The sequence below is a fragment of the Paractinoplanes durhamensis genome, assembly GCF_016862175.1.
Classification (GTDB): Bacteria; Actinomycetota; Actinomycetes; order Mycobacteriales; family Micromonosporaceae; genus Actinoplanes; species Actinoplanes durhamensis.
The window spans coordinates 55,503-82,093 of sequence record NZ_BOML01000006.1 but is presented as its reverse complement, the minus strand read 5'-3'; the positions used below and the strand labels follow the sequence as shown (position 1 = coordinate 82,093).

At 69.5% G+C, this 26,591-nt stretch carries 16 protein-coding genes and 1 pseudogene; 12 read left to right on the top strand and 5 right to left on the bottom strand.

Annotation, left to right across the window (positions count from 1 at the left end; genetic code table 11):
- Nucleotides 1-10: 10 nt before the first annotated feature.
- From Adu01nite_RS03265 to Adu01nite_RS03225, 9 genes are all read left to right on the top strand, one after another.
- Nucleotides 11-2,344: a glycosyltransferase gene (locus tag Adu01nite_RS03265; RefSeq protein ID WP_203724714.1), complete on the top strand. Its 2,334-nt coding sequence runs from the start codon at nucleotides 11-13 to the stop codon at nucleotides 2,342-2,344.
- Nucleotides 2,341-3,774 (top strand): glycosyltransferase, encoded by a 1,434-nt coding sequence (locus tag Adu01nite_RS03260; RefSeq protein WP_203724713.1) that lies wholly within the window; start codon nucleotides 2,341-2,343, stop codon nucleotides 3,772-3,774. Before Adu01nite_RS03265 ends, Adu01nite_RS03260 begins: the two co-directional genes overlap by 4 nt.
- Entirely contained in the window at nucleotides 3,761-7,300 is a 3,540-nt protein-coding gene (locus Adu01nite_RS03255; RefSeq protein WP_203724712.1) for a PQQ-dependent sugar dehydrogenase, read from the top strand. The genes Adu01nite_RS03260 and Adu01nite_RS03255 overlap by 14 nt, the downstream gene beginning before the upstream one ends.
- Nucleotides 7,301-7,622: 322 nt before the next feature.
- The gene (locus tag Adu01nite_RS03250) at nucleotides 7,623-7,793 is read left to right on the top strand and encodes a hypothetical protein (RefSeq protein ID WP_203724711.1); all 171 of its coding nucleotides are present in this window, start codon (nucleotides 7,623-7,625) and stop codon (nucleotides 7,791-7,793) included.
- On the top strand, nucleotides 7,793-10,114 hold the full coding sequence (locus Adu01nite_RS03245; protein ID WP_203724710.1) for an FxsB family cyclophane-forming radical SAM/SPASM peptide maturase: 2,322 nt from the start codon (nucleotides 7,793-7,795) through the stop codon (nucleotides 10,112-10,114). Before Adu01nite_RS03250 ends, Adu01nite_RS03245 begins: the two co-directional genes overlap by 1 nt.
- A gap of 77 nt (nucleotides 10,115-10,191) precedes the next feature.
- Nucleotides 10,192-10,911, top strand: a complete 720-nt coding sequence (locus tag Adu01nite_RS03240; protein ID WP_239132105.1) for an AAC(3) family N-acetyltransferase — start codon at nucleotides 10,192-10,194, stop codon at nucleotides 10,909-10,911.
- A gap of 196 nt (nucleotides 10,912-11,107) precedes the next feature.
- Nucleotides 11,108-12,100 (top strand): hypothetical protein, encoded by a 993-nt coding sequence (locus tag Adu01nite_RS03235; protein WP_203724708.1) that lies wholly within the window; start codon nucleotides 11,108-11,110, stop codon nucleotides 12,098-12,100.
- Nucleotides 12,101-12,111: 11 nt separating this feature from the next.
- Nucleotides 12,112-16,086, top strand: coding sequence for an FxSxx-COOH system tetratricopeptide repeat protein (fxsT, locus tag Adu01nite_RS03230; RefSeq protein ID WP_203724707.1), 3,975 nt, complete (start codon nucleotides 12,112-12,114; stop codon nucleotides 16,084-16,086).
- Between the two features lie 11 nt (nucleotides 16,087-16,097).
- Entirely contained in the window at nucleotides 16,098-16,931 is an 834-nt protein-coding gene (locus Adu01nite_RS03225; protein WP_203724706.1) for a hypothetical protein, read from the top strand.
- Here the strand turns inward: Adu01nite_RS03225 and Adu01nite_RS03220 are convergent.
- Nucleotides 16,921-17,793 carry an alpha/beta fold hydrolase gene (locus Adu01nite_RS03220; RefSeq protein ID WP_203724705.1) on the bottom strand — a complete coding sequence of 291 codons (873 nt, stop codon included), beginning with the start codon at nucleotides 17,791-17,793 and terminating at the stop codon, nucleotides 16,921-16,923. The two genes, Adu01nite_RS03225 and Adu01nite_RS03220, sit on opposite strands and share 11 nt — an antisense overlap.
- 174 nt (nucleotides 17,794-17,967) lie before the next feature.
- On the opposite strand from Adu01nite_RS03220, the gene Adu01nite_RS03215 reads away from it, so the two are divergent.
- Nucleotides 17,968-20,472 carry a PAS domain S-box protein gene (locus Adu01nite_RS03215; RefSeq protein WP_203724704.1) on the top strand — a complete coding sequence of 835 codons (2,505 nt, stop codon included), beginning with the start codon at nucleotides 17,968-17,970 and terminating at the stop codon, nucleotides 20,470-20,472.
- Between the two features lie 27 nt (nucleotides 20,473-20,499).
- Here the strand turns inward: Adu01nite_RS03215 and Adu01nite_RS03210 are convergent, their stop codons facing one another.
- The 3 genes from Adu01nite_RS03210 to Adu01nite_RS03200 all read right to left on the bottom strand — a co-directional run bounded on the left by Adu01nite_RS03210 (nucleotide 20,500) and on the right by Adu01nite_RS03200 (nucleotide 23,176).
- Nucleotides 20,500-20,979, bottom strand: coding sequence for an SLATT domain-containing protein (locus Adu01nite_RS03210; RefSeq protein ID WP_203724703.1), 480 nt, complete (start codon nucleotides 20,977-20,979; stop codon nucleotides 20,500-20,502).
- Nucleotides 20,980-21,013: 34 nt separating this feature from the next.
- Nucleotides 21,014-22,585 (bottom strand): signal peptidase I, encoded by a 1,572-nt coding sequence (locus Adu01nite_RS03205; protein ID WP_203724702.1) that lies wholly within the window; start codon nucleotides 22,583-22,585, stop codon nucleotides 21,014-21,016.
- A gap of 90 nt (nucleotides 22,586-22,675) precedes the next feature.
- Nucleotides 22,676-23,176: a hypothetical protein gene (locus Adu01nite_RS03200; protein ID WP_203724701.1), complete on the bottom strand. Its 501-nt coding sequence runs from the start codon at nucleotides 23,174-23,176 to the stop codon at nucleotides 22,676-22,678.
- Nucleotides 23,177-23,443: 267 nt separating this feature from the next.
- Between Adu01nite_RS03200 and Adu01nite_RS03195 the strand changes: the two genes are divergently transcribed.
- Together Adu01nite_RS03195 and Adu01nite_RS03190 are read left to right on the top strand one after the other, a co-directional pair.
- Nucleotides 23,444-24,142, top strand: a complete 699-nt coding sequence (locus tag Adu01nite_RS03195; RefSeq protein ID WP_239132104.1) for a pentapeptide repeat-containing protein — start codon at nucleotides 23,444-23,446, stop codon at nucleotides 24,140-24,142.
- A 9-nt stretch (nucleotides 24,143-24,151) separates the two neighbouring features.
- Nucleotides 24,152-25,120, top strand: a pseudogene (locus Adu01nite_RS03190) (TerC/Alx family metal homeostasis membrane protein); the annotation flags it as partial.
- A gap of 240 nt (nucleotides 25,121-25,360) precedes the next feature.
- Here Adu01nite_RS03190 and Adu01nite_RS03185 read toward each other — a convergent pair.
- Nucleotides 25,361-26,440 carry a translation initiation factor 2 gene (locus Adu01nite_RS03185; protein WP_203724698.1) on the bottom strand — a complete coding sequence of 360 codons (1,080 nt, stop codon included), beginning with the start codon at nucleotides 26,438-26,440 and terminating at the stop codon, nucleotides 25,361-25,363.
- Nucleotides 26,441-26,591: the final 151 nt, after the last annotated feature.

Sequence of the window (26,591 nt, the reverse complement as noted above, 5' to 3'; positions counted from 1 at the left end):
GTAGGGCGGCATGACGGCGATGGCTGTTCCGGTGCGGCTGGCAGTGCGCACCTACACCGACGGGGTGGCGGTGGTGATGCCTGCTTACGAAGAGCAGGACAACCTCACCGCCACCGTGACCGACTTCCTGCGTACCCTGGCCGAGGCCGGCCTTCCCCACGTCGTGGTGGTGGTCGACGACGGCAGCACCGACCGCACCGGCGAGGTTCTCGACGAGCTCGCCGCCGCGCACCCGGGCCGGGTCATCGCGATCCACCACGACGTCAACCAGGGTTACGGGGCGGCCGTGCGCACCGGCATCGCGGCCGCGCTGGAGCGGACCGAGCTGCGCTGGGTGTTGCTGACCGACTCGGACGGCCAGTTCCACAGTGCGGATCTGGTCGACTTCATCGACGTACGCCGGCGGGAGCGGGCCGACGCCGTGATCGGCTACCGCGAGCAGCGGGCCGACCCGTGGCGCCGCCGGATGAACGCGTGGATCTGGACCCGGCTGTGCCAGGTCGTGCTGCGGGTGCCCAGCCGGGATGTGGATTGCGCGTTCAAGCTGATCGACCGGCGGCTGCTCGACGGTGTGCGGTTGACCGGCGAGGCGGCCGCGATCTCCCCGGAGCTGCTCGCCAAGATTACCGTCGGGACCGTACGGCTGGTCGAGCACCCGGTGCGGCATCGTCCCCGCCTGCACGGGGAGCAGACCGGCGCGAAGCTGTCGGTCATCGCGAGATCGCTGGCCAGTCTGGCCGGCGTCTACTGGCAGATGGTCTGGGCCTCGGACAAGCAGCCGTGGGTGCGGCGGCTGCTGCGCCCGAAGGACCCGGTGCTCGCCCTGGTCACCGTGGCCGCCGTCCTGCTGTCGATCGGCGGATACCTGTATTTCCGGCGCGCGGGTGCGGTGCTCGCCTACCCGGACGCCAACTCGCACCTGCTGATCGCCCGGCGCGTGCTGGAGAGTCCCACCGCCGGGGCCGCCCAGCTCGGCGGCGTGTGGCTGCCGCTCCCCCATCTGCTCGCCCTGCCGCTGGTGTGGAACGACACCCTGTACGAGAGCGGGCTGGCCGGGGCGGTCGTCTCGATGGCCGCTTTCGTCTTCACGGTGCGCTACCTCTACCTGCTGGGGACCTCGCTGTCGCGCAGCCGGTTCGCGGGGGTGGCCACGGCCATGCTGTTCGCGGTCAACGCCAACGCGCTCTACCTGCAGTCGACGGCGATGACCGAGAGCCTGCTGTTCGCCTGCATCGTGGCAACCATCCACTACCTGCACGAGTGGTGCCGGTTCGGCCGGTACAAGGATCTCATCGCCACGTCGGCGGCGATCCTGCTGGCGACGCTCACCCGCTACGAGGGGTGGGTGCTGTGCCTGGCGGCGCTGACGGTGGTGACGTACACCGAATTGCGCCGGCATCGCAGTTACATCCGTACCGAAGCATCTTTCATCTTCTTCGGTTTTATTGCCTTCGCCGGCATCACCGGCTGGCTCGTGTGGAATGCCGTCATCTTCCACAACCCGCTGTACTGGAAGTCCGGTGAGTACGCCGACTCGTCGCTCTGGGTCCAGCAGGGCGAGGCGGCCGTCGGGCATCTGGGAGTTGCCGCCCGCACCTATTGGCTGGCGGCTGAGCACAACATCGGGCTGGCCACCCTGGTGCTGGGCGGGCTCGGCGTGGTCGCGTACATCTCTCGCCATCGCTTGCGGCAGGAAGCCGTCGCCGTTTATCCCCTGCTGTTCTTCGGGGTGTTCTTCATCTATGCGCTCTATGCCGGTGAGCGGCCCCTGCACGTCCGGGAGATCAGCGGAGATCTGTACAACGTCCGATTCGGACTGATCATGCTGATCCCGGCGGCGGTTTTCGCCGGCTATCTGATCGGCCTGGTTCCGTCCGTCATGAAACAGGCGCGGGTGAACAGGACGCGGCTGGCGAAGGGGATCGCCACGGCGGTCGTGCTGGCCACCGCGCTCGCCGTGCCCGGCGTGGTCACCCTGGACGAGGCGCGCGAGTTCCGCTCCAGCGAGCGGGAGGCGGCGAACGCGGCCGCGGCCGGCTGGCTTCGCGGGCATCACGACGGCGGGCTCACGCTGATGATGTCGTACGAGAACGAGTCGGTCACCTTCGATTCGCGCATCCCCACCCAGCGGATCGTCTACGAGGGCAGCTACCAGATGTGGGAGCCCGCGCTGCGGGACCCGGCCGCCCAGCACATCGAGTGGATCTACATGTGCGGCGTGCCCGGCCAGGAGGATCTGGTGTTCCAGCGACTCACCGGAACGCCGCAGCTCACCGCCAACTACGACCTGGTCTGGAACGCGAGTGACCGGATGATCTACCACCGGAAGGAGCAGGCGCGATGACCCAGACAAGTGTGCGGACCCCGGTGACCTTGGATCCCGAGCTGAGCGCCGACAAGCTCCTCAGCCGCGGGCAGGCAGTCGGCGGCACGGTAGCCCTCGTGACGATCGCCGTGCTGCTGACCCTCTCGGCCACCATCGGGTTCGGCCCGTCGCTGCTGCGGTGGGGGCAGTTCGCGGTGGCCGCGGTCACCGTGGTGTACGTCGTGGTGATCGCCTTCAAGCTGGCCATGGTCTTCCGGGCCGGTGGGGCGCCGGTGCTCCGTTTCGAGCCGGCGGATCTGCGGGCCGTCCCGGACCGCGACCTGGCCCGCTACAGCATCCTGGTCCCGCTGTACCGCGAGGCGTCGGTCCTGCCCTACCTGGTCGACCGGCTGTCCGCCCTGGACTATCCGGCCGACAAGGTGCAGATCCTGCTTCTGATCGAGGAGGACGACACCGAGACCCGGGCCGCGCTCGACACGATGCGGCTTGCCCCGCAGTTCGAGATCGTGATCATCCCGGACTCGCCGCCGAAGACCAAGCCCAAGGCCTGCAACGTCGGGCTGTCCCGGGCCACCGGCGAATTCTGCGTCATCTACGACGCCGAGGACCGGCCGGACGCGGACCAGCTGCGCAAGGCGGCACTCGCCTTCCGCCTGCTGCCCGATCGGGTGGTCTGCGTGCAGGCCGAACTGCACTACTGGAACCCGTGGACGAACTGGCTCACCCGGTGTTTCGCGGCCGAATACGCCACCAACTTCAGTCTCTCGCTGCGCGGACTCGACCGGCACCGGCTGGCCATCCCGCTCGGCGGCACCTCCAACCACTTCCGTACCGATGCGCTGCTCGACCTGGGCGGCTGGGACCAGTACAACGTCACCGAGGACGCCGACCTGGGCATCCGGATCGCCCGGCGCGGCTGGGACGTGCGGATGATGGTCTCGGTCACCGAGGAGGAGGCCAACAGCCGGCTCGGCAACTGGGTCCGCCAGCGCAGCCGCTGGATCAAGGGCTACATCCAGACCTGGCTGGTCCACTCCCGGAACCCGGTGCGGGTCTGGCGCGAGCTGGGCTTCAAGCGGGCCGCGGCGATGCACCTGACGCTCGGTTTCTCCACCTTCACCACGCTGGTCAACCCGATCTTCTGGGCGCTGTTCGTCAGCTACCTGATCACCGGGCCCCGCTACCTGGAGCCGCTCTTCCCGGCGGCCAGCCTCTACGCCGGTCTGGCGACGATGATCCTCGGCAACGTGCTCATGTGCTATTGCCTGATGAACGGCTGCATGGAACGGGGACTGCATCGCGCGGTGCGGGCGATGCTCACGGTCCCGCTGTACTGGGGGCTGATGAGCGTCGCCGCCTACAAGGCGGTCTTCCAGCTCCTGCGGCCGAGCAAACGGCACTTCTGGGAGCTCACCGAGCACGGGCTGGTCTCGCATGAGACGAATTAACTGCGCCTTGGCGGCGCTTCTGGTCGCGGTGGTCGTTCTCGTCACCCCACGATTTGCGTACGCCGCCCCGCCGGCCGACTTCGACAAGACGACCCTGGCCGACGGGTTGGACGCACCAACCGCGTTCCGGTTCGCACCCGACGGGCGCGTCTTCATCGCCGAGAAGAACGGCGCGCTCCGGCTGATCAAGGGGGGCGTGCTGCAGACCGCCCCGATGATCACCGTGTCCACCGCGAACTCCGACGAGCGCGGCCTGCTCGGCCTGGAACTCGACCCGGACTTCGCCGCCAACCACTACCTCTATCTCGCCTACACCCACGTGGAGAACCTGGATCGGCTGAGCCGGTTCACGGTCGTCGGCGACACCGTCGACCCCGCGTCGGAGAAGGTGCTGCTGAAGTCCAACCAGCAGGCCAACGTCTTCCACCACGGCGGTGAGGTGCGGTTCGGCCCGGACGGCAAGCTGTACTGGTCGCTGGGCATGAACGTCTACAACCCCAACGCGCCCAGCCTGGGCACCATCCACGGCAAGGTTCTGCGGATCAACTCGGACGGCACCATCCCGCCGGACAACCCGTTCGTCGGCACCCCCGGCGCGGAGCCGGCGATCTGGGCGTACGGGCTGCGCAACACGTTCCGGTTCGATGTCGTCCCGAACGGGCCCAACGCCGGCAAACTGCTCGGCGGCGACGTGGGCGGCTCGCATTTCGAGGAGCTCAACCTCATCGAGAAGGGCGCCGACTACGGCTGGCCGTACGCGGAAGGGGTCTGCGCCGGCTGCGGTTACGCCCAACCGGTCTACGCCTATCCGCACACCGCGCCGCCGGCCAGCGCCGGCTCGATCACCGCGGTGTCCGTCTACACCGGCGACAAGTTCCCTCCGGGGGTCTATTTCGCCGACTACACGCTCGGCTTCATCAAGTACCTGACGATGGACGAGACCTACACGAGCGTCGTGTCCGTGCACAACTTCGACCTCGACGCCGGAACGCCGGTGCAGCTGTCGACCGGCCCCGACGGCAACCTCTACCAGCTCGACATCTACCCGGGAGCGTTCTACAAGATCGCGCCGTCGGGCGGCAACCGGGCACCGGTGGCCAAGGCCGCCGCCTCGCCGGACAACGGTCTCGGGCCGCTGCCGGTCACGTTCTCCTCCGCGGGTTCGGCCGACCCGGACGGCACCCCGTTGACGTACGCGTGGAACTTCGGCGACGGCACCACCTCGACCGCGCCGAACCCGGCACACACGTACACCGGCAGCGGGGTCTTCCATCCGACGCTGACCGTGAGCGACGGCGAGAAGACCGACACCGCGACGCTCGAGGTGCAGGTCGGCAACCGAAGACCGACCGGGGTCATCACCGCACCGGCCACCCCGTCGAAGTACGACGCGGGCGACACGATCAGCTACGCCGGCACCGCGAGCGACCCGGACCAGGGGGTTCTGCCGGCCGGCGCCTACTCCTGGTCGGTGGTGTTCCACCACGCCGACCACGTGCACCCGTTCCTCGGCCCGATCGACGGCGTCACCAGCGGCACCTTCACGATTCCGCGGATCTCCGACAACGTCGGCACGACCTGGTACGAGATCAAGCTCACCGTGACCGACAGCGGCGGGCTGACCCACACGTCGTCGGTTGCCGTCAAACCGAACCTGGTGCGGCTCACCTTCCGGGCCAACGTCGAGGGGCTGCAGTACGCGGTCGACGGCATCCCGGCCGTGGCGGCGTACACCGAGGACGCGGTGGTCGGCGTGGAGCGGACCCTCAGCGCGGCCTCGCCGCAGTTCGTGGACGGTAAGCAGTACCTCTATCACGGCTGGTCGGACGGGCAGGCCCAGACGCACGTCATCACCACCCCCGCGGTGGACACCACCTACACCGTGAACTTCGACCAGATCAGCCCGCCGCCGGCCCCGTGGACCAGCAACGACATCGGTAACCGGACCATCGCGGGGCTGTCCTCCTACGACGGCGGCGTCTACACCGTCGAAGGCGGCGGCAACGACATCTGGGGCGACACCGACGAGTTCCGGTACGTCCACCAGCCGCTCCTCGGCGACGGCGAGATCGTGGCCCGGATGACCGCGCAGGGCAACACCGACGCGTGGGCCAAGGCCGGAATCATGATCAAGGGATCGGCGACGGCCGACTCCCCGTACGCGATGATCGCGGTGACGCCCGGGCACGGGATGCACTTCCAGGCCAAGTTCAACCAGGACGGCGGCGAGTTCCCGTACGCCTTCCCGAACGCCTGGATGAAACTGACCCGGGTCGGCAACACGGTCACGGCGTTCCAGTCCGGCGACGGCGTCACCTGGTCACCGATCGGGTCGACGACGCTGGACATCCCCAGCATCGCCACCATCGGGTTGTTCGTCTCCTCGCATGACAACAACGTGCTGTCCACCGCCCTCTTCGATCACGTCAGCGTGGTCGGTGACGTCGATCCGGCCCTGCCGGCGCCGTGGGCCGACCAGGACGTGGGCGCGCCGGCCCTCGCCGGGGACGCCACCGAGATCGCCGGCACGTTCACGGTGACCGGTGCGGGCGGGGACATCTGGGGTGACGCCGACCAGTTCCACTTCGTCCACCAGCCACTCACCGGCGACGGCTCGGTCACCGCCCAGGTCGCCGCCCAGCAGGGAACCGAGGAGTGGGCCAAGGCGGGCATCATGATCAAGGGGTCGACCGCGGCCGGCTCCCCGTACGCGGCGATGATGGTCACCCCCGGAAACGGCACGAAGCTCCAGGCCAACTTCGCCACCAGCCTGGGCGGCAGCGGGAACGGCGCACCGCGGTGGCTCAAGCTGAACCGCAACGGCAACACCATCACCGGGTTCGAGTCGGCCGACGGCGTCAGCTGGGCGCTGGTCGGCACGGTCGGGCTCGGCACCCTGCCGGCGACCGTCGAGGTGGGCCTGTTCGTCACCTCGCACGACGGCGGATCGCGGAGTACCGCAACGTTCGACCACCTCAGCGTGGGTGCGGCACCGTCCGGGCTGCCCGGCGGCTGGAGTGCGGCCGACGTCGGAGCGCCGGCCCTGCTCGGCTCGGCGTCGGTCAGTGGCAGCACCTGGACGGTGGCCGGGGCCGGCAACGACATCTGGAACGACGCCGACCAGTTCCACTACGTCTACCGGGAGCTGACCGGTGACGGCGTCATCGTGGCCCGCCCGCTGACCCAGGGGAACACCAGCGAATGGGCCAAGTCCGGCATCATGATCAAGCAGGCGGCGTCGCCGATGACGCCGTACGTGGCGCTCTTCCTCACCCCCGCCCACGGCATCCACCTGCAGACCGGCTTCAACACCGACGTCGGCGGCGGGGCCGGCAGCGTACGCACCTGGCTGAAACTGACCCGCGCGGGCGACACCGTCACCGGCTTCCGCTCCGCCGACGGCGTCACCTGGACGGAGATCGGCACGGCCGTCCTGGCCGGCCCGGCCACGATCGGCCTGTTCGTCAGCGCCCACAACGGCGGCGCCCTGAACACCAGCACCTTCGACCAGGTGGCCGTCTCATGACGCACGTATCGGCGGTGCCGGCGACAAATGAAATTCCCCGAATCCCCTTCAGGTGGTTCGGAGCATCTCCTGTTTACGCGGGCATCGACAATCGCTACTATCGGTCCCGCTCTCTTTGGGGCAGCCTCGACCCCTGGCGGATGAAGTCCCCACCAGGGGTGGGAGTGCTGTGCCATGATGACTGGTGGCGCAGTAGCTTGCGCGGACGCTGCTCGTTCGGGTCTACGGGTGCGGGCGCCGCCGGAACTTGAACCAAGCTTATTCGTTTGAATCTGCGGCATACCGCAACAAGCGTCCCCGATTACTGATATCTGGAGTTATGGTGAAAACCGTTACGACCCTGGACACTCTTGCTGAGCCGCTGGCCGCCATCAAGGCGACGCCGCTGCACGAGATCCGGGCCGACCAGGCCGACCGGGTTGTACGGCGAATTGTGGACAACCGGTCGCTCATGCGGCGTCTCGATGTGGCCGCCTTCCAGTCTGCTCCCTGATGGGCGGAGCGACGGGTGGTGTCCCAGGGAGCGGTGAGCCGCATCCGCTGAGCCAGTTCGTCCTCAAGATCAATGGTCGCTGCGACTTGTCGTGCGACCATTGTTACGTCTACGAGCATGCCGACCAGAGTTGGCGCACCAAGCCGCGCACGATGGCGCCGGCGGTGCTGCGGGCCGCGGCCGGCCGGATCGCCGAGCACGCACACGCGTGGAGTCTGCCGCGGGTGCGGGTGGTGCTGCACGGCGGCGAGCCGTTGCTCGTCGGGGCGGCGCGGATGGACGAGATCCTCACCGACCTTCGCGCGCAGGTCGAACCGGTCACCCGGCTCGACCTGATCATGCAGACCAACGGTGTCCGGCTGGCACCCCCGATGTGTGACGTGCTCAAACGGCACGGCGTGCGGGTCGGGGTCTCGCTGGATGGCGATCGGGCAGCGAATGATCTTCATCGTCGCTTCGCCAACGGCGCCGGCAGCTACGACCAGGTGCGCGCGGCTCTCGCGCTGCTGCGGACGCCGGACTATCGCGAGCTGTACGCCGGGCTTCTGTGCACCGTCGACGTGCGCAACGACCCGCTGCGCGTCTATGCGGCGCTGCTCGCCGAGCGGCCCCCCGAGGTCGATTTCCTCCTTCCGCACGCCACCTGGGACGAGCCGCCGCTGCGCCCGGCCGGCGACTTCACGCCGTACGCTTCCTGGCTCTCGGTGATCCATCAGCGCTGGCTGGCCGATAAGCGTCCGATGCGGATCCGGCTCTTCGACGGCCTGCACTCCACCGCCGACGGCGGACCCAGCGGCAGCGAGCAGCTCGGCGCCGATGTGGTCGACATGGCGGTCATCGAGACCGACGGCCGCTACGAGCAGGCCGATTCGATCAAGATTGCCTACGACGGGGCACCGGCGACCGGATTGAGCGTGCTCACGCACTCCGTCGACGATCTGTCCCGGCTCGCGCCGATCGCCGCCCGGCTGGCCGGGGTCGAGGCGCTGAGCGCGGTCTGCCGGAGCTGCCCGGTCGTGGATCAGTGCCGCGGCGGCCTCTACGCCCACCGTTTCCGCACCACCGGCACCGGAAGCGGCTTCGACAATCCCTCCGTCTACTGCGCCGACCTGCGCGTTCTGGTCGAGCAGAGCAATGAGGAGAGCAAAATGCACTTTGCCGACACCGAGCCCGACGCCCTCGGCAGCATCGTGGCGGAGATCGGCTCGGGCTTCGGTGCCGAGTCGACCATCGGCTGGCTCGCCGACCAGCAACCGGCCATCACCCGGGCCCTTCTGTTCGCGGTCATCGACCAGCACGGCAGCAACGCGGCCTGGGACGCCCTCGCCGCGGTCGAGTCGGTGGACGCGGGCGCCGTGCAGCGCGTGCTGGCCCACCCCTATGCCCGCGCCTGGGCGGTCGACCAGCTACGCCCCGGCGCGGTCGGTGGCGGGCTGTCCTACCTGGGCGGGCTGGCCGCGGCCGCGGCCGTGCACGCCGGTGTGGCGGTCGAGGTCGACGTCGAGATCGACCGCGGCGTGGTCGCGCTGCCCACGGCCGGCACGGTCTACTGGCCGAGCCCGGTCACCGGGCCGGCGCGGCTCAAGGTCGAGCAGGACCAGCTGTGGATCATCGGGCCGGACCGCACGTTGTCGGTCAACCTGGCCCGGCCCGAGGCGACCGCCTGGTGGCAGCCCGCGCGATGGGTCGACCTCGGCGGCTGGGGCATTCGTCTGGAGGACGGGGATCCGGCTCGGGACTGTCACCGGTGGACTCCGGCCGGCCGGCTCGACGCGGGCGCCGAGCGCGCGTGGCGGGACGCCCTGACCGAGGCCTGGCGCGTGATCGTCACCGACCTGCCGGCGTACGCGCCCGGTCTGCGCGCCGGTCTGCGGGCGGTCGTGCCGCTGGAGCGGGACCCGGCCGGCGCCCAGCGCGCGTCCACCGCGCGGGACGCGTTCGGCTCGGTCGCCGCCGCGCTGACCGACCCCGGTGACCTGGCGGTCCTGCTGGTGCACGAGTTCCAGCACGGCAAGCTCGGCGCGCTGCTCGATCTCTGCGACCTCTTCGACGGTGATTCGGACGCCCGGATCATGGTCGGCTGGAAGCCCGAGCCCCGACCGGTCGAGGCGGCCCTGCAAGGGGTGTACGCCCATGCGGCGGTGGCCGACGCGTGGCGGCTGCGCGCCGATCAGGATCCGCGCGGCCCGGAGCTGTACGCGAAGTACCTGGGCTGGACGACCGGCGCGATCGCGGCCCTGCGCGGCACCGAAGCCCTGACCCCGCTCGGCGTCGACTTCGTCGACCGGCTCGCGGCCACCGTGGAGGGTTGGGGTTCGTGACCGGGCCTCGCCGGGACGCGAGCGCCATCGCCGCCGACCTGCGGGCCCTCGGCCTCCGGGCCGGCGAGGTGGTTCTCGTGCACTGCGCGATGCGGACCGCCGGCCCGCTCGATCGCGGGCCGGACACCCTGCTGACCGCTCTCCGCGACGTGCTCGGTGCCGCCGGGACGATCGTGGTGCCCACGCAGACCGCGAACAACTCGCTCACCAGTCCGGTGTACCGGGCGGCGACGGCCGGCATGTCCAAGGCCCAGCGCGCCCACTACGAGGACGGGATGCCGGGCTTCGATCCGCGAACCTCCCCGTCGTACGGGATGGGGGCGCTCGCCGAACACGTACGGCGACAACCCGGGGCGTGGCGGAGCAGCCATCCGCAGACCTCGTTCGCCGCGCTCGGGCCGGCCGCCGCCGATCTCGTCGCCGAGCACGACCTGCCGTGCCATCTCGGTGAAAGGTCACCGCTGGGCGCCCTCTACCGAACCGGCGCGAAGGTTTTGCTGATCGGTGTGGGAATGGACAAGTGCACCGCTTTGCATCTTGCCGAATATCGTCTCGTGCCGGCTATTCCGATCATGACTTTCTCCTGCTTCGTGTCGGAAAGCGGCCGTCGGCGGCTGCTGGAATTCCAGGCCCCGGCGCTGGACGACAACGATTTCGGGGCCGTCGGGATTGATCTTATCCAGCAGCCGTGGGCTCGCTCCGGCCCGATCGGTGCCGCATCGTCGCACCTCATGCCGATGGTGTCGGCAGTGGATCGGGCACTGGAATTGTTCAGTGTCAACCGATCCCGCGTTTGATCATTCGATGGAGATCAACGGCAGGACGTCCCCGATGACAGAGTGGAACGGGCGCATTACGCTGGATCCTGGGCCGTAGCAGAACCGTCACAGATCGGAGTCGACGTGCGCGCTCAGGGGATCATGTCAGTTCTCCCGGCGTGTTGATCGGAACCCGATCGTGAGTCGCCCGGACTTGTACTTCTCGTTGATCCATATGCGCGCGTCAATTCCGAATCAGTGGGTCGAGCGCTTCTATCACCGCCTCGACGACGAGGTTCGCACCCGCGCGTCCGGGCCGTCCGGCCTGCGGATCGGCTCGCTCTATTTCGCTACCGAAGGTGACGCCCGCCGGGCGCATGCCGCCGGGCTGCCGCCGGTCCGGGTGCTCGTCCCGCTCTACACGCGCGAGTTCCTGCACAGCCCGCCGCCGGACTTCAGCGAATATCTGCACCGGCCGGTCCACCCCACCGACCTGCCGTTCATCCATCCGGTGCTCTGGGACGCCTACATCCCGGCCCGCAGCGTCAGCGGGCTGGCGCAGGCCATGTCGCTGGGCAACTTCGTCGGCGAGTACGCGGACTGCGGCATGCTGTCGATCTGCCGGCTCAGCGCGTACGCGAATGAGCTCCGGCAGATCGTGGAGCTGCTCGCCGAGCGGGTGGTGTATGCGGCCGAGCACCCCGATCAGATGCCGGAGTGGGTCCGCAGTGCACCGGCCCTGCTGCCGAGCGCGGCCCCGGAGGCGCGCTTCCTGATCTCGGTCATCCGGCCGAAGGGCGACGAGGGCGACTGGTCGCCGTTCGGTGGTCAGCCGGGCGCGGTGACCGATCGGGCGGTGCAGGCCGCGCACCGGCTCGTCCTCCTGCCCGAGATCGTCACCAGCGTCTCGGTCCCGGTGTCGGTCAACGGGACCCGCGAGTCGGCCGGCGTCCTGCTGCTCGACGCCGCCGCCCTGGACGAGCCGGCCGCTCGCCCGATGGTCATGCGCCTGCTGCCGCAGCTGCCGTCGTGGATGACCGTGGTGCTGGTCTTCGCCGACAACGGCGACGAGGCGCACACGCTCGACCTGGCCGACGAGGTCCGGGTCCTGGTACGCCACGGCGTCCAGGTCGCGCGGGATGCGGCCGAGTTCGAGCAGGTCATCGACGAGGCGGTCCGCCGCGCGCGGCGCAACTTCCTTCGTGGACACCCGAACAGAACAACGTAGGGGGCGGCCGGATGAGCAAGAGTCGCGAAGGACAGGTCGTCACCTTCTATTCCTACAAAGGCGGCACCGGGCGCACGATGGCGCTGGCCAACGTCGCCTGGATCCTCGCCGCGAACGGGCAGCGGGTCCTGGTCATCGACTGGGACCTCGAATCGCCCGGCCTGCACCGGTTCTACAACCCGTTCATCGACGCCGGAGTCCTGGCCAGCACCCGCGGCGTGATCGACATGATCCACGAGTACGAGTGGTCGACCACCCGCATCGACTGGAAGCCGGGCCGGATCAAGAGTCACCTGGCCGGCGGGGACGGCGTCGACCGCCAGTTCGGCCGGTACGCGTGCGTCCAGCGGCACTCGTTCTCGCTGGACTGGGAGTTCCCGGGCGGCGGCACCCTCGACTACCTCTCGGCCGGCCAGCAGAACCACGAGTACGTCGGCCCCAACGAGATGAACTGGGACGACTTCTACTCGACCCAGGACGGCGGCAAGTTCTTCGACGCCATGCGCGCGGACATGAAGCAGCACTACGACTACACCCTGATCGACAGCCGGACCGGCCACAGCGACACCGCCGGGATCTGCACCAGCCACCTGCCGGACGTGCTGGTCGACTGCTTCACCTTCAGCGAGCAGGGCATCGACGGCGCCGCTCAGATCGCCCGGCAACTGCCGGGCCGGCGCGGCATCCGGGTGCTGCCGGTGCCGATGCGCGTCGATCCGGCCGAGAAGCGCAAGTCCGACATCGGCCGTACGGTGGCCATGCGGCAGTTCGCCGATCTGCCCAGCGGCCTGGACGACGTCGAGCGGCAGGCCTACTGGCTCGGTGTTCAGGTGCCCTACCAGGCGTTCTACGCGTACGAGGAGACGCTGGCGACGTTCGGCGATCTCTCCGGCGGCAGCGGCACCCTGCTCAGCGCGTACGAGACGCTCACCCACCACATCACCAACGGCGCGATCGGCGCGCTTCCGGCCATGCCACCCGGCCTTCGCGCCCAGATCAACGCCCGGTTCGAGCGCAAGCCGTTCTCCGACGCGGACATCGTGGTGCTGGCCGGCGCCGGCATCGATCAGGTGTGGCACGAGTGGGTCGAGCACGTCCTGGTGGCCGGCGGTTTCCGTGTCGTGCACGCGGCCGACGAGCTCGGCGGCGACGGCGAAGTGCCGGTGACGAGCACCCAGCAGCTGCGGATCATCTCGCGCGCGGAGGGTGCCGAGTACTGGACCGGCGGATCGCGGGTGGCGTCGACCGATCCCTCGCTCCGGGCGATCTACACCGCCGACATCACGCCCTGGCGCCGGATCCCGCCGGCCAACTCGGTCTTCGTCGCGGGCGTGAGCGCCACCGTGGCGGCCGAGCGCATTCTCGAGCTGGCCGGGCGCCCGGCCGGCGACATGGACGCGATCATGGCGGGCGCACCCCGCTACCCGGGCGAGGAACCGGACCTGGTGGTGAACCTGCCCGCCCGCAACGCCCGGTTCACCGGCCGGGAGGCGGGCCTGCGCAACCTTCGCGAACAGGTCCGGACCGGCGCGGCCGTGGTGCTCTTCGGGATCCAGGCGGTGGCGCTGCAGGGGATGGGCGGCGTCGGCAAGACCCAGATGGCGATCGAGTACGCCTACCGGTACCGGGCCGCCTACGACGTGGTGGCCTGGCTCAACGCGGACACCGACGAGAGCCTCGAAGGATCGTTGCGCGACCTCGGGGCCCGGCTCCACCTGCAGAGTGAGCAGTCCGGCGCCGGCTATGCCCGCGCGGTGGTGCAGGAACTCAGCCGGGACAAGCGGCGCTGGCTGCTCATCTTCGACAACGCCGACGAGCCGGAGACCGTCCGCGACTTCATGCCGCACGGCCCCGGCCACGTCCTGATCACCTCGCGGAACAAGGGGTGGGACGAGCAGACCCAGTCGTCGGTGCAGGTCGACGTGTTCACCCGGGACGAGAGCATCGACCACCTGATCCAGCGGCAGAAGGCCGGCACGATGTCCCGGGAGGACGCCGACCTGGTCGCCGATCAGCTCGCCGACCTGCCGATCGCGGTGGCCGCGGCGGCCGCCTGGCTCGCCGAGACGGCGACGCCGGTCGCCGACTACCTGGCCCAGATCCAGGACGAGGGGCCGAGCGCGTCACTTCTGGCGACCACCGACCGGTCCATCGCCCGCACCTGGGACCTGTCGCTGAACCGGCTGCGCGAGCGGGAGCCCGCCGCCTACCGGCTGTTCCAGCTCTGCAGCCTGCTGGCCCCGGAGATTCCGCTGGACCTGGTCTACAGCGACCAGATGGCCGAATACCTCAAGTCCTACAACTCCGCGGTGTCCGAGCGGATGCTGCGGGGCGCGCTGGTCCAGCAGATCAACCGGCTGGCCCTGCTGCGGCTGGACCAGCGGCCCTCGTCGTCCGGCGAGGGCGACCGCGGCGGCCAGATCCTGATTCACCGGGTCGTGCAGAGCGTGGTCCGCGCCCGGATGACCGAGGACGAGTTGGCCGTGGCCCGCCGGCAGGTGCATCAGGTACTGGCCAAGTCGCGGCCGGACGGTGAGGTCGAAGATCAGAAGCACTGGCCGCGGTTCCGGCAGCTCTGGCCGCATCTGGACGCCTCCGACGCGGTGCAGAGCGACGACGAGTCGGTGCGGCAACTGATCATCGACCGGGTCCGCTACTACTACGTGCAGGGTGACCCGGTGGTCGGGCGGGACCGGGCCGAGCGGACCAGCAAGATCTGGGCGGCGAAGCTGGCCTCGACCGAGGACCCGGCCGAGGCCGCCGTTCTGCTCCGCCAGCTGCTCTATCTGCGGTTCAACCTGGCGAACCTGCTGCGCGACCTGGGGGAGTTCGTTCTTTCCCGGAAGGTCGACGAGGAGGTCCTGGCCGAACAGCAGCGGCTCCTGCCGGAGCGGCACGCGCACACCCTGATGACCCGGGGCAGCTACGCGGCCGACCTGCGCGGCCTCGGGCGCTATCCCGAGGCGCTGGAGCTCGACATCGAGACCCACCAGGCGTGGCGGGACGAGTACGGCGAGGAGTACCCGCGCACGCTGAACGCCCTCAACAACCTGGCGGTCTCCTATCGACTCATGGGCCAGTTCCGGCAGGCCGGCAAGCACGACGAGGAAGTGGTCCGCCGGTTCCGGGAGATGAACGGCGAGACCGACATCTACACCCTCGCCACCGCCGCCTGCCTGGCCCGCGACCTGCGCGACGCCGGCGAGTACGCGCGGTCCGCGGCGCTGCTGGAGCAGACCCTCGCCGACCTGGTCGAGACGCGCGGGTCCAACTCCCGGGCCACGATCACCACCCAGTCCAACTACGCGGTCTCGTTGCGCAGCCTCGGCGAGGTCGGCGAGGCGCTCCGCCTGCACCAGGCCTCCTACGCGAAGCTCGACGACCTCTTCGGCGGCGCCAACCCGGAGACCGTGAGCTGCCGGCTCAGCCTCGCGCTGAGCCTGCTCAACGTGGGGGAGCCCGAACGAGCGGTCACCGAGCTGCTGACCATCCGCAACTTCTACGAGGAGAAGCTGGGACGGCAGCATCCGTACACCCTGGTCTGCATGAACGACCTGGCCATCGCCGAGCGGGCGATCGGCCGGCACGAGAGCGCGCTCGCGTGGATCCGGCCCGCGGTGGTGGCCCTGGAGACGGCCCTCGGACCGGGCCATCCATACACGCTGTCGACCCGGATGAACCTCGCGCTCTGCGAGGCCGAACAGCTGGTGCAGGGCGGCGCGGGCGGGCTGGACGCGCCGCGCGAGAGCATGCTCGCGATCGCCGGGACCATCGAGCGGGTGTTCGGCGCCGACCACCCCAACACGCTGCGGTTCATGGCCAATCTGGCCCTCATGGAGCAGACCCTCGGCGACCGTACGGCCGAGGACCGGCTGGCCGCACTGCGCGAGCGGATCGTCGCCCGGCTCGGCGAGGACCACCCGATCGTCGCCGACCTCGACCGCCGCTCCTATCTCTACCGGATCATCGACCCCCATCAGTTCTAGGAGCGCCGCCCATGCCGGACTCGAAGACCACCGTTCCGTCCCTGGTGGCGTCGGCGTGGCGGACGGCGCCGCCGGTGCTGCGCCGGTTCGCCTACTGGGACTGGGGGATCGGGCTGGTCGCGGCCGGGGTGTCGGTCGCCGGCGATGCCTTCGACTGGTGGGGCAACATGCAGTTCACCTCGAACCTGCTGGCCGAGGCCATCTGCGGGATGCTCGCCCTGCCGATCGCCCTGGTGATCATCCGGCGGCTGGCCGAGTACCAGGTGCGGGAGCTGGACCGGGCGCGGCTGGACGAGCGGTACGCCACCATCCGCACCCAGATGGCGGTGGCGGTCCGCGCCACCCGGGACAACCTCCAGGAGGTCGAACAGGAGGTGTTCGCCAGCACCGACGCCTTCGCCGGGGCGATCAAGGACGAGGACGGGATCCTGGTCGACCCCGACCTGGCCAACGAGACCGCACGCATCCTGCACGCGCAGATGGATTCGCAGCAGTGGATCCTCTACGAGCGGATGATGGCTCCACTGCGGATCGTCGGCTCGCAACTGCAGAGCCTGCTGGTCGAGCGGGACCGCAACGACGACCTCACCGACGAGACGACCAAGTTCGCCGAGCTGTGGATCGAGCTGGAGTCGGCGCTGGCGCAGCAGAAGCAGACCATGGCGAACGGCCACGACCTGTTCGGCAACCGCCCGGCGGTGACCGCCCTCGACATCGACGGCGCGAAGCGGCTGCGCGACGTGGCCATCAAACATCTGAAGGGCGTCGACCGGCTGCTGGATCTCTGCGATCAGCTGGAGGCGTACGCATCACCCGGTTCCCTTCCCCCGGCCGTCAGGTCGTGAGCCAGGCCAGGATGCGGGGTAACACCTCCATCGCCGCGAAGTGGGCGGCACCGTACTGCACATGCACCTCCGCCCGCGGTATCCGCTGGGCCAACCAGCGGCTGTGACTCGCCGGCGAGAAGGTGTCGTGGGCGCCGTGCCAGAGCCGGACCGGCCGGTCGATGGTGTCGAGCTCGAAACCCCACTCGCCGCGGAAGGCGAGGATGTCGTCGAGCCAGCCGTAGGGGCCGACCCGGAACGCGTCCGCGTAGCTGTTGGCGAGCATCCGCCGGTAGATGACGCTCTGCATGAACCGGAGGTCCGGCGCGGAGGCCTGGGTGCGCAGCGATTCGATCAGGCTCTCCGGGTCGGCGGCGGTCTGCGCGGCCAGTTCCCGCATCTGGTGCATCAACTGCAGGGTGTCCCGCCGGGCGATGGTGTGCGCCTGCACGTTGGCCTCCGACATGCCCCTATACCAGTCGAGGCCGGCCGCGTCGGTCGGCGCCAGCCCGACCAGGACGGCGGTCCGGACGACCCGGTCGGGTAGAAGAGCGGCGCAGGCGAGCGCGTGCGGTCCGCCGCCGGACCGGCCGACCACCGCGAAACGATCGATCCCCAGGTGGTCGGCGATGGCCTGCACATCGCGGGCGGCATCGGCGACCCGGCGGTCCGGCATCCGGGTGGACGAACCGTAACCGGGCCGGTCGTAGCAGATGAGCCGGACGCCCTGCCGGTAGAGCACGCTGCTGCGTGGCTTGGGGCCGCTCCGCGAGCCGGGCGAGCCGTGCAGGAGGAAGACCGGCCGGCCGTCCGGCGCGCCGGACACGGCAACCGCCAGAACCCTGTCGTCGACTCCGACGTCGATTCGAGTCCCCAAGGCCATCCCTCATCCCTGAGTGTCATCGTCTGATCGACGGAAAGTTAAGGCGATATCGATGGTAGTTCTTCCTGATGGGTGTCCCGGCGGGGTTCCATCGCCGTCGGCGGCGACTGAAGTCGGAATGAGCCTCAGTGGTGAGAACCTCATATTTGCCGCTGTCCCGCCGATCGGGTGGGTATGAGTGTCGGCTTTCTCCAGCAGGAGCGCCTGCTGGCGGAGGCGTTCGCGCGGAGCCCGGTCGCCAAACTCGTGGTCAGCCTGCGCGCCGAGACTCCGGGTGAGGTGGTTGAGGCGAACGCGGCCTTCCACCGCCTGGTCGGGCGGGACCCGAACCAGGTGGTCGGTGGCTTCTGGCCGGCGATGTGCGCCGAGGCGGACCGGCCCGCGGTCGCCGCACTGCTCGACTCGATGGGCCGGCCGGACGCCGCCCCGGCCACGATCGCGCACACCCTGCAACGCCCGGACGGGACGGCGGTGCGGGTGTCCGGCGGCGTCGTCGCCGTGCGGGATGCTTCAGGTACGGCGTACGCGGTCGCCGAGATCGTCGAGAACCGGGACGCGCCGGCCGGGACGCTGCGCGAGACCGAACGGCTGCGCACCACCGCCGCCGAGAACGCCACGCTGCTGGAGCGCAGCCGTGCCGCGGTGCGTGCCCTCGCCAAGGAGCAGCAGGCCACCCTGGCCGCGGTCGAACAACTGGTGCGCAGCGAGCAGCGGTTCGCGTCGGTGTTCGAGCACGGCCCGATCGCGAAGATCGTGGTCGGCCTGCGGGCCGGCGACCTGGGCCGGATCATCCACACCAACCCCGCGTTCCACGCCATCTTCGGCCACCCCACGAGCAAGGTCGGTGGCCTGCACATGGCCGATCTGGTCATCGACGGGCGGGACGGCTCGCTCGCCCAGGCCCTGGCCGCCCTCGCGAACGGCGAGGACCACGGCGGCGCGCGGGAGGTGCAGCTGCGGCGGGCCGACGGCCGGCTGGTCACGGTGTCCGCCCACACCTCGGTGATCGAGGACGACGCCGGCCCGCAGGTGGCGGTCATCCAGTTCCTCGACGTCACCGCCGAGCGGGCCGCGGCCGACGCCATCCAGCGGCAGGTGGAACGGCTGCGGATCACGCTGGACCTGCAGCGCGACGTCACCGCGGCGGCGGCCGACCGGGATGCCACCCTGCGGGTGGTGGCCGACCGGGCGATCGACGTGTTCGCCGGCGCCGACGCCGCCGGGGTGGTCCTCGTCGAGGGCTCGCAGCTGCGCTGCCTCGCCGCGTCCGGGAACCTGGCCGGCGCGGCCGGCGCGGTGATCCCGGCGACCGGCACGTTCACCGCGCTCGCGCTGGCCACCGGCGGTTCCGCGGCCTGCCCGGACACCAGCACCGACGACCGGGTCGACGGCGAGGCCTGTGCCCGGCTCGGGGTGCACTCGGCGATCACCGCGGCCCTGCACGCCGGCAGCGAGGTGATCGGCTCGCTCACCGTCACGGCCGGCCGGGCACACGCCTTCGACGACACCGACGAGCAGCACCTGGCGCTGCTCGCCGACAGCCTCAGCGCCGCCCTCCGGCACGCCGACGACGCCGCCCGCAACGCCGAGAGCGAGCAGCGACTCCGCGCCCAGTTCACCAACTCGGCGGTCGGGCAGATCATCTGCGAGCTCGACGGCACGCTGCTCGCGGTCAACCCGGCCTACAGCCGGCTGGTCGGTCACCCGGCCGCCGACCTGATCGGGCGCACCGACCGCGGGATGGTCCATCCGGACGACGCCGCCGGGCGGGAAGAACGCCTCGGCGCCCTGATGTCCGGGCACCAGGACTTCTACACCGTGGAGGGCCGGCTTCTGCACCTCAGCGGCCGCTGGGTCGACGTCGAGGCCACCGTGTCGCTGGTCCGCGAACCCGACGGCCGGCCGAAATACATCCTGGCCGCCATCGTCGACGTCACCGACCGGCGCACCGCCGAACGCGCCCGCGACCTCGCCGCCGAGGAGTTGGCCGTCCGCAACGACGAGCTCGAGGCGGCCAACCGGCTCAAGTTCGACATCGTCGGGATGCTCGGCCACGAGATCGGCAACCCGCTGTCCTCGATCCGCGGCTACGCCGAGGTCCTCGTCGACGACTGGGACACCATCGACGAAGCGCGCCGGTCCCGCTCGATCGGGGCGATCGCCCGGCAGGCGTCCCGGCTCGACGAGATCGTCCGGGACATCCTCGCGATGGTCACCATCGACGCGGGCGTGCTCACCGCCGACCGGCATCCCCTGTCCGTCCACGACGAGCTCCGGCCGGCGCTCGCCGCCACCGGCAACGAGCACCTGACCATCGACGGCCCCGACGCCACGGTGCTGGCCAGCCGCGGCCACCTGCAACAGATCCTGACCAACCTGTTCTCCAACGCCGGAAAGTACGGCGGGGGAGTCACCGCCGTGCGGGTCGCCACCACCGGCGATCGGCGGGTCCGGGTGCACGTTGCCGATAATGGGCCCGGCGTACCCGAGGAATTCAAGAATCGTCTTTTCGAACGCCTCAGCCGGGCCGCGCGGGACGCCGGCACCGTCGGCGGCACCGGCCTCGGCCTCTACATCGTGCGCGGGCTCGCCCGGGCCAACCACGGCGACGTCGGGTACGAGCCCGGCCCGGACGGCGGCTCGGTGTTCACGCTGACCCTCGAGGCGTGGGAAGGGTGAACCAGAAGCGGCTCTCCGCCGGCTCGTTCAGGCGGTGGCCTCGCTCTGCGCCTTCTCCCGCCGCCGCCGGCCCCAGCTGCGCGTCTCGGTCAGCACCAGGCCGTCGATCACGGCGACCAGTTCCTGCTGCCGTTGCGGGGTGCGCTCGGCCGGCGGCCGCAGACGGTACTGCGCGATCTCGGCGACCGCCTTCGCCCGGGCCTCCGAGGCGGCCAGCCAGTCGTCGTGCCAGGAGACGATCCGGCGCAGGCCGGCGAGGAACGTCGCCAGCCCGGCGACGGTCGCGGTGATCCAGGGGGGTGCGCTCAGAGCCGCGAGCACGGTGGCGGCGCCGGCCAGGAACAGCGCGCCGGCCTCCGAGGCGACATAGCGTTGGTGTGTACGCCGCATCTGCGCCCGGTACCACTCGGCCTGCACCATGGCGTGGACCAGGGCCCGATCCGCGAGATCCTCTTCGGAGAGCCGTTCGTCGATCTCGATGAGCTGCTGTCGTTGCGCGCGGTTCACCGGCCCAGTGTGCCGGGACCGTCAAGACACCCCGTCAGAACACCGGCGAGTCCGCCGGCTCCCGATGTGCCCCCGACGAGGGCCGATTGATCATCTCGACGTTGTGCAGCGTCGGCTCATCCAGCGGCACCCGGTAGCGATAGGTGATCCCCTCATCCCGCACGACGAAGTCATCAGCGTCCGGCCGCCGCCAGGTGAGAATCATCTGCCCATAGCGCTCGGCCAGCTTCACGAGCGCGGGGAAGTTGTCCACGCTGACCACCGGCTTACCGGGCGGACTGGCCATCGGCTCCACGTGCACCAGCAATTGGGGGTAGCGGCGCTCGATTTCGGCGCGGGTACGCACCGGCATGCGGCGGAGGGCGGCGAAGAGGACGACCGCCGCGATCACAATCGCGCCGATCAGCAGGAGAATCGCGTTCGAACGAGCTTTCGAGGCGGTCATCAGAGAAAGCCCGAAGATTTTTATCTTGCGAGCCACCGTTACTTCGGCTGCTGCCGTAGCTCCGGCCTTGGTGGTGAGGTTGGAACCGCTGGTGATGTTGGCTTGCAGAGGGCTCACCGCAAGCTGCAAGGGTGCGGTCAGAGATCCCAGGCCGACGGACTCCACGCGGGCGTTGAGCACCACCATGACCGCCCCGCTGGGGGCAGCGCCGATGGCTCGGGATGCGTCGTCGGCCCGCGCGACTAAGGCAGGGAAATCGAGAGGGACGGTTGCGTCGAAGCGTGTGCCGCTGAAGAACGTCTTGCTCACCAAGGTCTGGGTGGTGTGCCAGCCGGTCCCGTTGGTCAGCGTGGCCGTCAGTGCGAAGGCGCCGGCCGGGCCCTCGTAGCGTGCGTTAAGGGTGGCTCGTTCGGCGAGCTTGCGGAAGATCGGGTCGGGTGGCCCAACCGTCGTGCCGTCGTAGGCAGCCGATTTCGGCACCTTTGCCGAGTATGAATAGGTGATCGATTGGCTGGGGGTACTTGCGGCGGCCTGCTGTTCGACGACCGGCTTCATCCAGCCGAGAACTCCCGAGGCCAGCGCTAGGACGGTCAACACCGCAGCGACCGCTGCGGCTGCGCGTAGCGGAGGCGACAGCCGTTCGACCGCCTTCAGGACCGCCGTGGCGGTCGCCCACGAGCCTGACTGGCCGGACGACATGGCCTTCACCTTTTTCTTCCGGCGTCCTCGCGGGATTTCCCGCCGCGTTCGTGCCGCCGTAGCCCCACCAGTGAAGATGAGAAAGCTGAACATCCCCAGGCCGGTCGGGCTCAGCAGCGGTTTCAGCCAGATGCCACCGTGCGGAACGTGCAGGACGGCGCGGCCGATCATCTCCTCGGTCGTGGGGGTCAGCGGGTCGACCGACTCATTGTTGTCCCCCTTCATCGCAAATCCCGCGGAGCCGCTCCCGCCGATGATGCGATGCAGGACCCGTTGTCCGGGAACGTCACCATGGTAGGCGACAATCTGCCCGACATGGTATGAATTGGCCTTCACTACGAAGACCAGGTCGCCCTGGTAGTAGACGGGATTCATGCTGACACCGTGGGTCGTCACGTAGCTGATCCGCTCGGTGGTGACCGCCCAAGCACCGATGGCCGCCATCCCGAGGATGGCGGCCACGATGTATGTGCGCAGAGACTTCTGGATCGGTTCCCCCGGGGATTCGCGGCTGACGTCAGCGTCGCATTCCGAGTCGCCGAGCGGAGTGGATTAGCTGTTGGTGACGGCCAGCGCGACGCCGGTGAGCCCGGTGTAGAAGCCGGTCGTCGTGTGGCCAGTGGATTCACCGGTGGCGCAGACGATGCTGGCCGGCGAGGCATTCAGCAGGACCTTCGGCGCGGTGGCGCTCTTGTTCGTAGTCGTCGTCGCGGTGTCGCCCGTGCAAATCCATTCGTCTGCGCCGCTGGCGCCGAATCCGCCGGCGGTATTGGACGGCGTCACTGTCAGATACGCCCCGGATGCGCCAGTGAGGCCAATTGTGATCACGGTGACCTGGTCGTTGACCGCACCGTTGGTGCCGCTGCTGGTGGTGGTGTAGGCGATGGAGTCGATGGTCGCGCCACCCGACACCGTCTGGGTCACGGTGCCGCCGACGTACTGGGCGGGCTTGCCCGTGCCGGTGTTGAGCCACGACACACCTGTACCGGTCATAGCGGTCGCGCCAGAAGCGACGATACCGGCTGCGACGACTCCACCGGCGATCTGAAGCATGCCCAAAGAACGCATAGGATCATTCCCCCTGTTTCGTAGCCATCCGGACGGTCGCCCTCGCGGCCTTTGTGCGGTGGGCTTCCGTGCTCACCGCTTGACACCTGATGAATCGGTCGCAGGTCCCGGAACTGTTAGGGGTGACGCGGAATTTCTGGCAATTTCCTGAGGGAATTTCACGGAAGTCGGCTCACGCGTCGCCTCGGCAGTGCTAAGGCATCTCGGGTCCCAAGACGCCCACCGGGGACGCCGTCTGGGAGAGTGGGCCAGGTGGGTGGACGTATCCTCGAAGCGGACTGTGCGAGCTGCTCGGGCCTCTGCTGTGTTGTCCCGGCATTTGCCAAATCGTCGGATTTTGCCATCAACAAACCGGCTGGTAAGGCCTGTCCGAATCTGCTCGGGGACTTCCGCTGCGGGATCCACGATCGGCTCGATGACAAGGGCTTTCACGGGTGCGTGGTGTTCGACTGCTTCGGGGCGGGGCAGCGGATCACGCAGGAAAATCCGGGAGCCGAGCTCTCGGTCGTGCGGCAGCTGCATGAGCTGATGTGGCTGCTGACCGAGGCGTTGGAGCTGGACGCTGCTCACCCCGTACACAAGAAGATGCGGGACGCTCTCGCGGAGATCGACCACCTCGCAGGCGGAACGCCTGCTGCTTCCGACGCGGACGCGCAGCGGCGGAAGGTCAATCCGTTGTTGCAGAAGGCCAGTCACCTCGCGCGAGCCGGCACCAAGCGGGCCGATCATCGCGGCGCCGACCTGATCGGGCGAAAGCTGCGCGGGGCCGATCTTCGCGGGGCGAGTTTTCGCGGGGCCCTGCTGATCGGGGCTGACCTGCGCGATGCCGATCTGCGGCGGGCCGATTTCACCGGTGCGGACCTGCGTGGGGCCGATCTGCGCGGGGCCGATCTCGGCGGCGCCCTGTTTTTGACCCGGTCACAAATGCGCTCGGCGGTCACCGCTCCCTAGGATGAGCGCATGTTATGGCTGCTGACCGTTCTCGGCATCGTCGGTCTGCTGCTCTTCGACTTCTTCTTTCATGTGCGCAAGGCGCATGTGCCTACGCTCGGCGAGGCCGCCCGGTGGACGGCGATCTATGTGTCGATCGCGCTGCTGTTCGGGCTGGGTGTCACGATCTTCGGCGGCGGGCAGATGGGCGCCGAGTATTTCGCCGGGTATGTGACTGAGGAAGCGCTGTCGGTCGACAATCTTTTCGTCTTCCTGCTGCTGCTCGGCAGCTTCAGGGTGCCGCGGGCCGACCAGCAGAAGGTGTTGCTCGTCGGGATCGCCGTGTCGCTGGTGGCGCGGGCCGGTTTCATCTTCCTGGGCGCCGCGCTGATCAACTCGTTCGCCTGGATCTTCTACATCTTCGGGCTCATCCTGCTGATCACGGCCGGCAACCTGCTGCGTGAGCAGGGCGGCGAGGAGGAGGACGCGCCGGACAACATCATCATCCGGCTGGCCCGGCGGGTGCTGCGGACCTCCGACGTGTACGACGGGGACAAGCTCTTCACCTACCAGAACGGGCGTCGGGTGATGACGCCGATGTTGCTGGTCATGGTGGCGATCGGCGGGACCGACATCCTGTTCGCGCTCGACTCCATCCCGGCGATTTTCGGCCTGACCCAGAACGTGTACCTGGTGTTCACCGCGACCGCGTTCTCCCTGCTCGGGCTGCGCCAGCTGTATTTCCTGATCGACGGGCTGCTCGACCGGCTCGTCTACCTGTCCTACGGTCTGGCGGCGATCCTGGCGCTGATCGGGGTGAAGCTGATCCTGCACGCCATGCACGAGAACAATGTGCCGTTCATCAACGACGGCGATCCGATCCACGCCGCCGAGATCTCCACCGCGGTGTCGCTCGCGCTGATCGTCGGCATCCTGGTGCTCACCGTGGTGGTGTCGCTGCTGAGCCCGAAGGGCCGCGCGCAGACGTATGTGGCGGCCGCCCGCCGCCGCGCCGCCGAGTTCCTCGACATCGAGAAGGACCCGAACTACTGCGACGAGATCTACCACCTCCTGCTCGTGGAGGAGGCCAACCTGAAGAGCCTGCCCGAGCGCTACCGGGTCAAGATCCGGGCCGAGGACGAGCTGATGGATCTCCTGCGCCGGGCTCACGAGGAGCACGAGGTCCGGGTGGCGGACGGCCGGTGCTTCGCGTCGGCCGCCGCCGGGTGAGCCAGCTGGTCAGAGCGGGCGGGTGCGGGAGCCGATCTCGTCGTCGGCCGGGCGCCGCGGGTTGAGACCGCGGGATCGGGCCGAGTTGGTGGTGAGCCGGGCCGCGGTGCGCCGGATCTGCTCGGCGCGGTCGGCCGGGTCGTCGGCGCTGCCCAGGTAGGCGGAGAGGTTGGTGGACTCGGCCGCACCCTGGCCGTAGTCGCCGCCGGCCACCAGGTTGGCCACCCGGGCGGCCAGGTCGGCGGCGCGGGTCGCCAGGTCGGGGGCTCCGCGCAGGACGGTGTCGTCGGCGGGACGGGCCGGCCGGGACGCGGTGTCGGCGTCGAAGCCGGGGCGCAGCGTCTGCGGGGGCGAGGTGCCGAACTCGGCGTGGACGGCGACCGGCCACTCGGCGGCGGCCGGCTCGTATGCCGGGACCGGCGCATATTCCGGCGCGGCGGCGACCGGCTCGTAGACCGGCGCGGCGGAGACCGGGGCCGGCACGGCGGCGGAGCCGTAGATCGGGCGGGGGCGCGGAACGGCCTGGGACGCCTGCACCGAGATGGCGCCGAGCAGCGTCACGGTCTGGCCCTCGCCGCCCTGGTAATTGCTGAACTCGGGGCCGATGACCAGGCGGGACAGCATGCGGCCCTGCGGGGCGGGGATGCCGAGCTCGGCGGCGTGCTCCACCCGGTAGCGCGCGATCGTCTGGCGTAACACGTTGGCCAGACGGTCGGCATCACCGACCGTGGCGATGTCACCACCGGCGAGGACGAGCGCGGGGAACGTGCCGCCGGGGCCGGCGCAGACCAGCTGGATCTGGGTGACGGTGGCCGAGCGGCCGGAGTCGCGGTTGCCCGGCTGCACCCGCAGATGCTGCGGCCACGGCCAGCGCAGGTCGCCGGTCGCCCCGGTGGAGACGTCCCGGTAGATGACCCGGTCGTCGGTGACGACGACCTCGGTCTCCTCGGGCAGCGTCCAGCGCGGGAGCGAATTGGGCTCCTCGAACGCGTATTCGGCAACGGCGCAGCGGCCGCTCCACAGCACACGCGAAGCGGCGGCGTCGCCGGCGGACACGCCGGGCGCGGCCGGAAAATACTTGTCGGTCATGCGCCTACCCCCCAGTCGGCGGCCGCGAGCGGAACGCGACTGAGTCCGATTACAGCGGAGTAACAAGCACCGCGACAAGTCAGCAGCCGCGATTCACACCGGTTTTGTTGACGACAACACGACAGGCCGGATTTAGATGAACCTTCGGCCG

What these genes read in the sequence shown, in the direction of transcription:
- Adu01nite_RS03265 (WP_203724714.1), top strand. Translation starts at nt 11, where the DNA reads ATGACGGCGATGGCTGTTCCGGTGCGGCTGGCAGTGCGCACCTACACC.
- Adu01nite_RS03260 (WP_203724713.1), top strand. Translation starts at nt 2,341, where the DNA reads ATGACCCAGACAAGTGTGCGGACCCCGGTGACCTTGGATCCCGAGCTG.
- Adu01nite_RS03255 (WP_203724712.1), top strand. Translation starts at nt 3,761, where the DNA reads ATGAGACGAATTAACTGCGCCTTGGCGGCGCTTCTGGTCGCGGTGGTC.
- Adu01nite_RS03245 (WP_203724710.1), top strand. Translation starts at nt 7,793, where the DNA reads ATGGGCGGAGCGACGGGTGGTGTCCCAGGGAGCGGTGAGCCGCATCCG.
- Adu01nite_RS03235 (WP_203724708.1), top strand. Translation starts at nt 11,108, where the DNA reads ATGCGCGCGTCAATTCCGAATCAGTGGGTCGAGCGCTTCTATCACCGC.
- fxsT (WP_203724707.1), top strand. Translation starts at nt 12,112, where the DNA reads ATGAGCAAGAGTCGCGAAGGACAGGTCGTCACCTTCTATTCCTACAAA.
- Adu01nite_RS03225 (WP_203724706.1), top strand. Translation starts at nt 16,098, where the DNA reads ATGCCGGACTCGAAGACCACCGTTCCGTCCCTGGTGGCGTCGGCGTGG.
- Adu01nite_RS03220 (WP_203724705.1), bottom strand. Translation starts at nt 17,793, where the DNA reads ATGGCCTTGGGGACTCGAATCGACGTCGGAGTCGACGACAGGGTTCTG.
- Adu01nite_RS03215 (WP_203724704.1), top strand. Translation starts at nt 17,968, where the DNA reads ATGAGTGTCGGCTTTCTCCAGCAGGAGCGCCTGCTGGCGGAGGCGTTC.
- Adu01nite_RS03200 (WP_203724701.1), bottom strand. Translation starts at nt 23,176, where the DNA reads ATGCTTCAGATCGCCGGTGGAGTCGTCGCAGCCGGTATCGTCGCTTCT.
- Adu01nite_RS03185 (WP_203724698.1), bottom strand. Translation starts at nt 26,440, where the DNA reads ATGACCGACAAGTATTTTCCGGCCGCGCCCGGCGTGTCCGCCGGCGAC.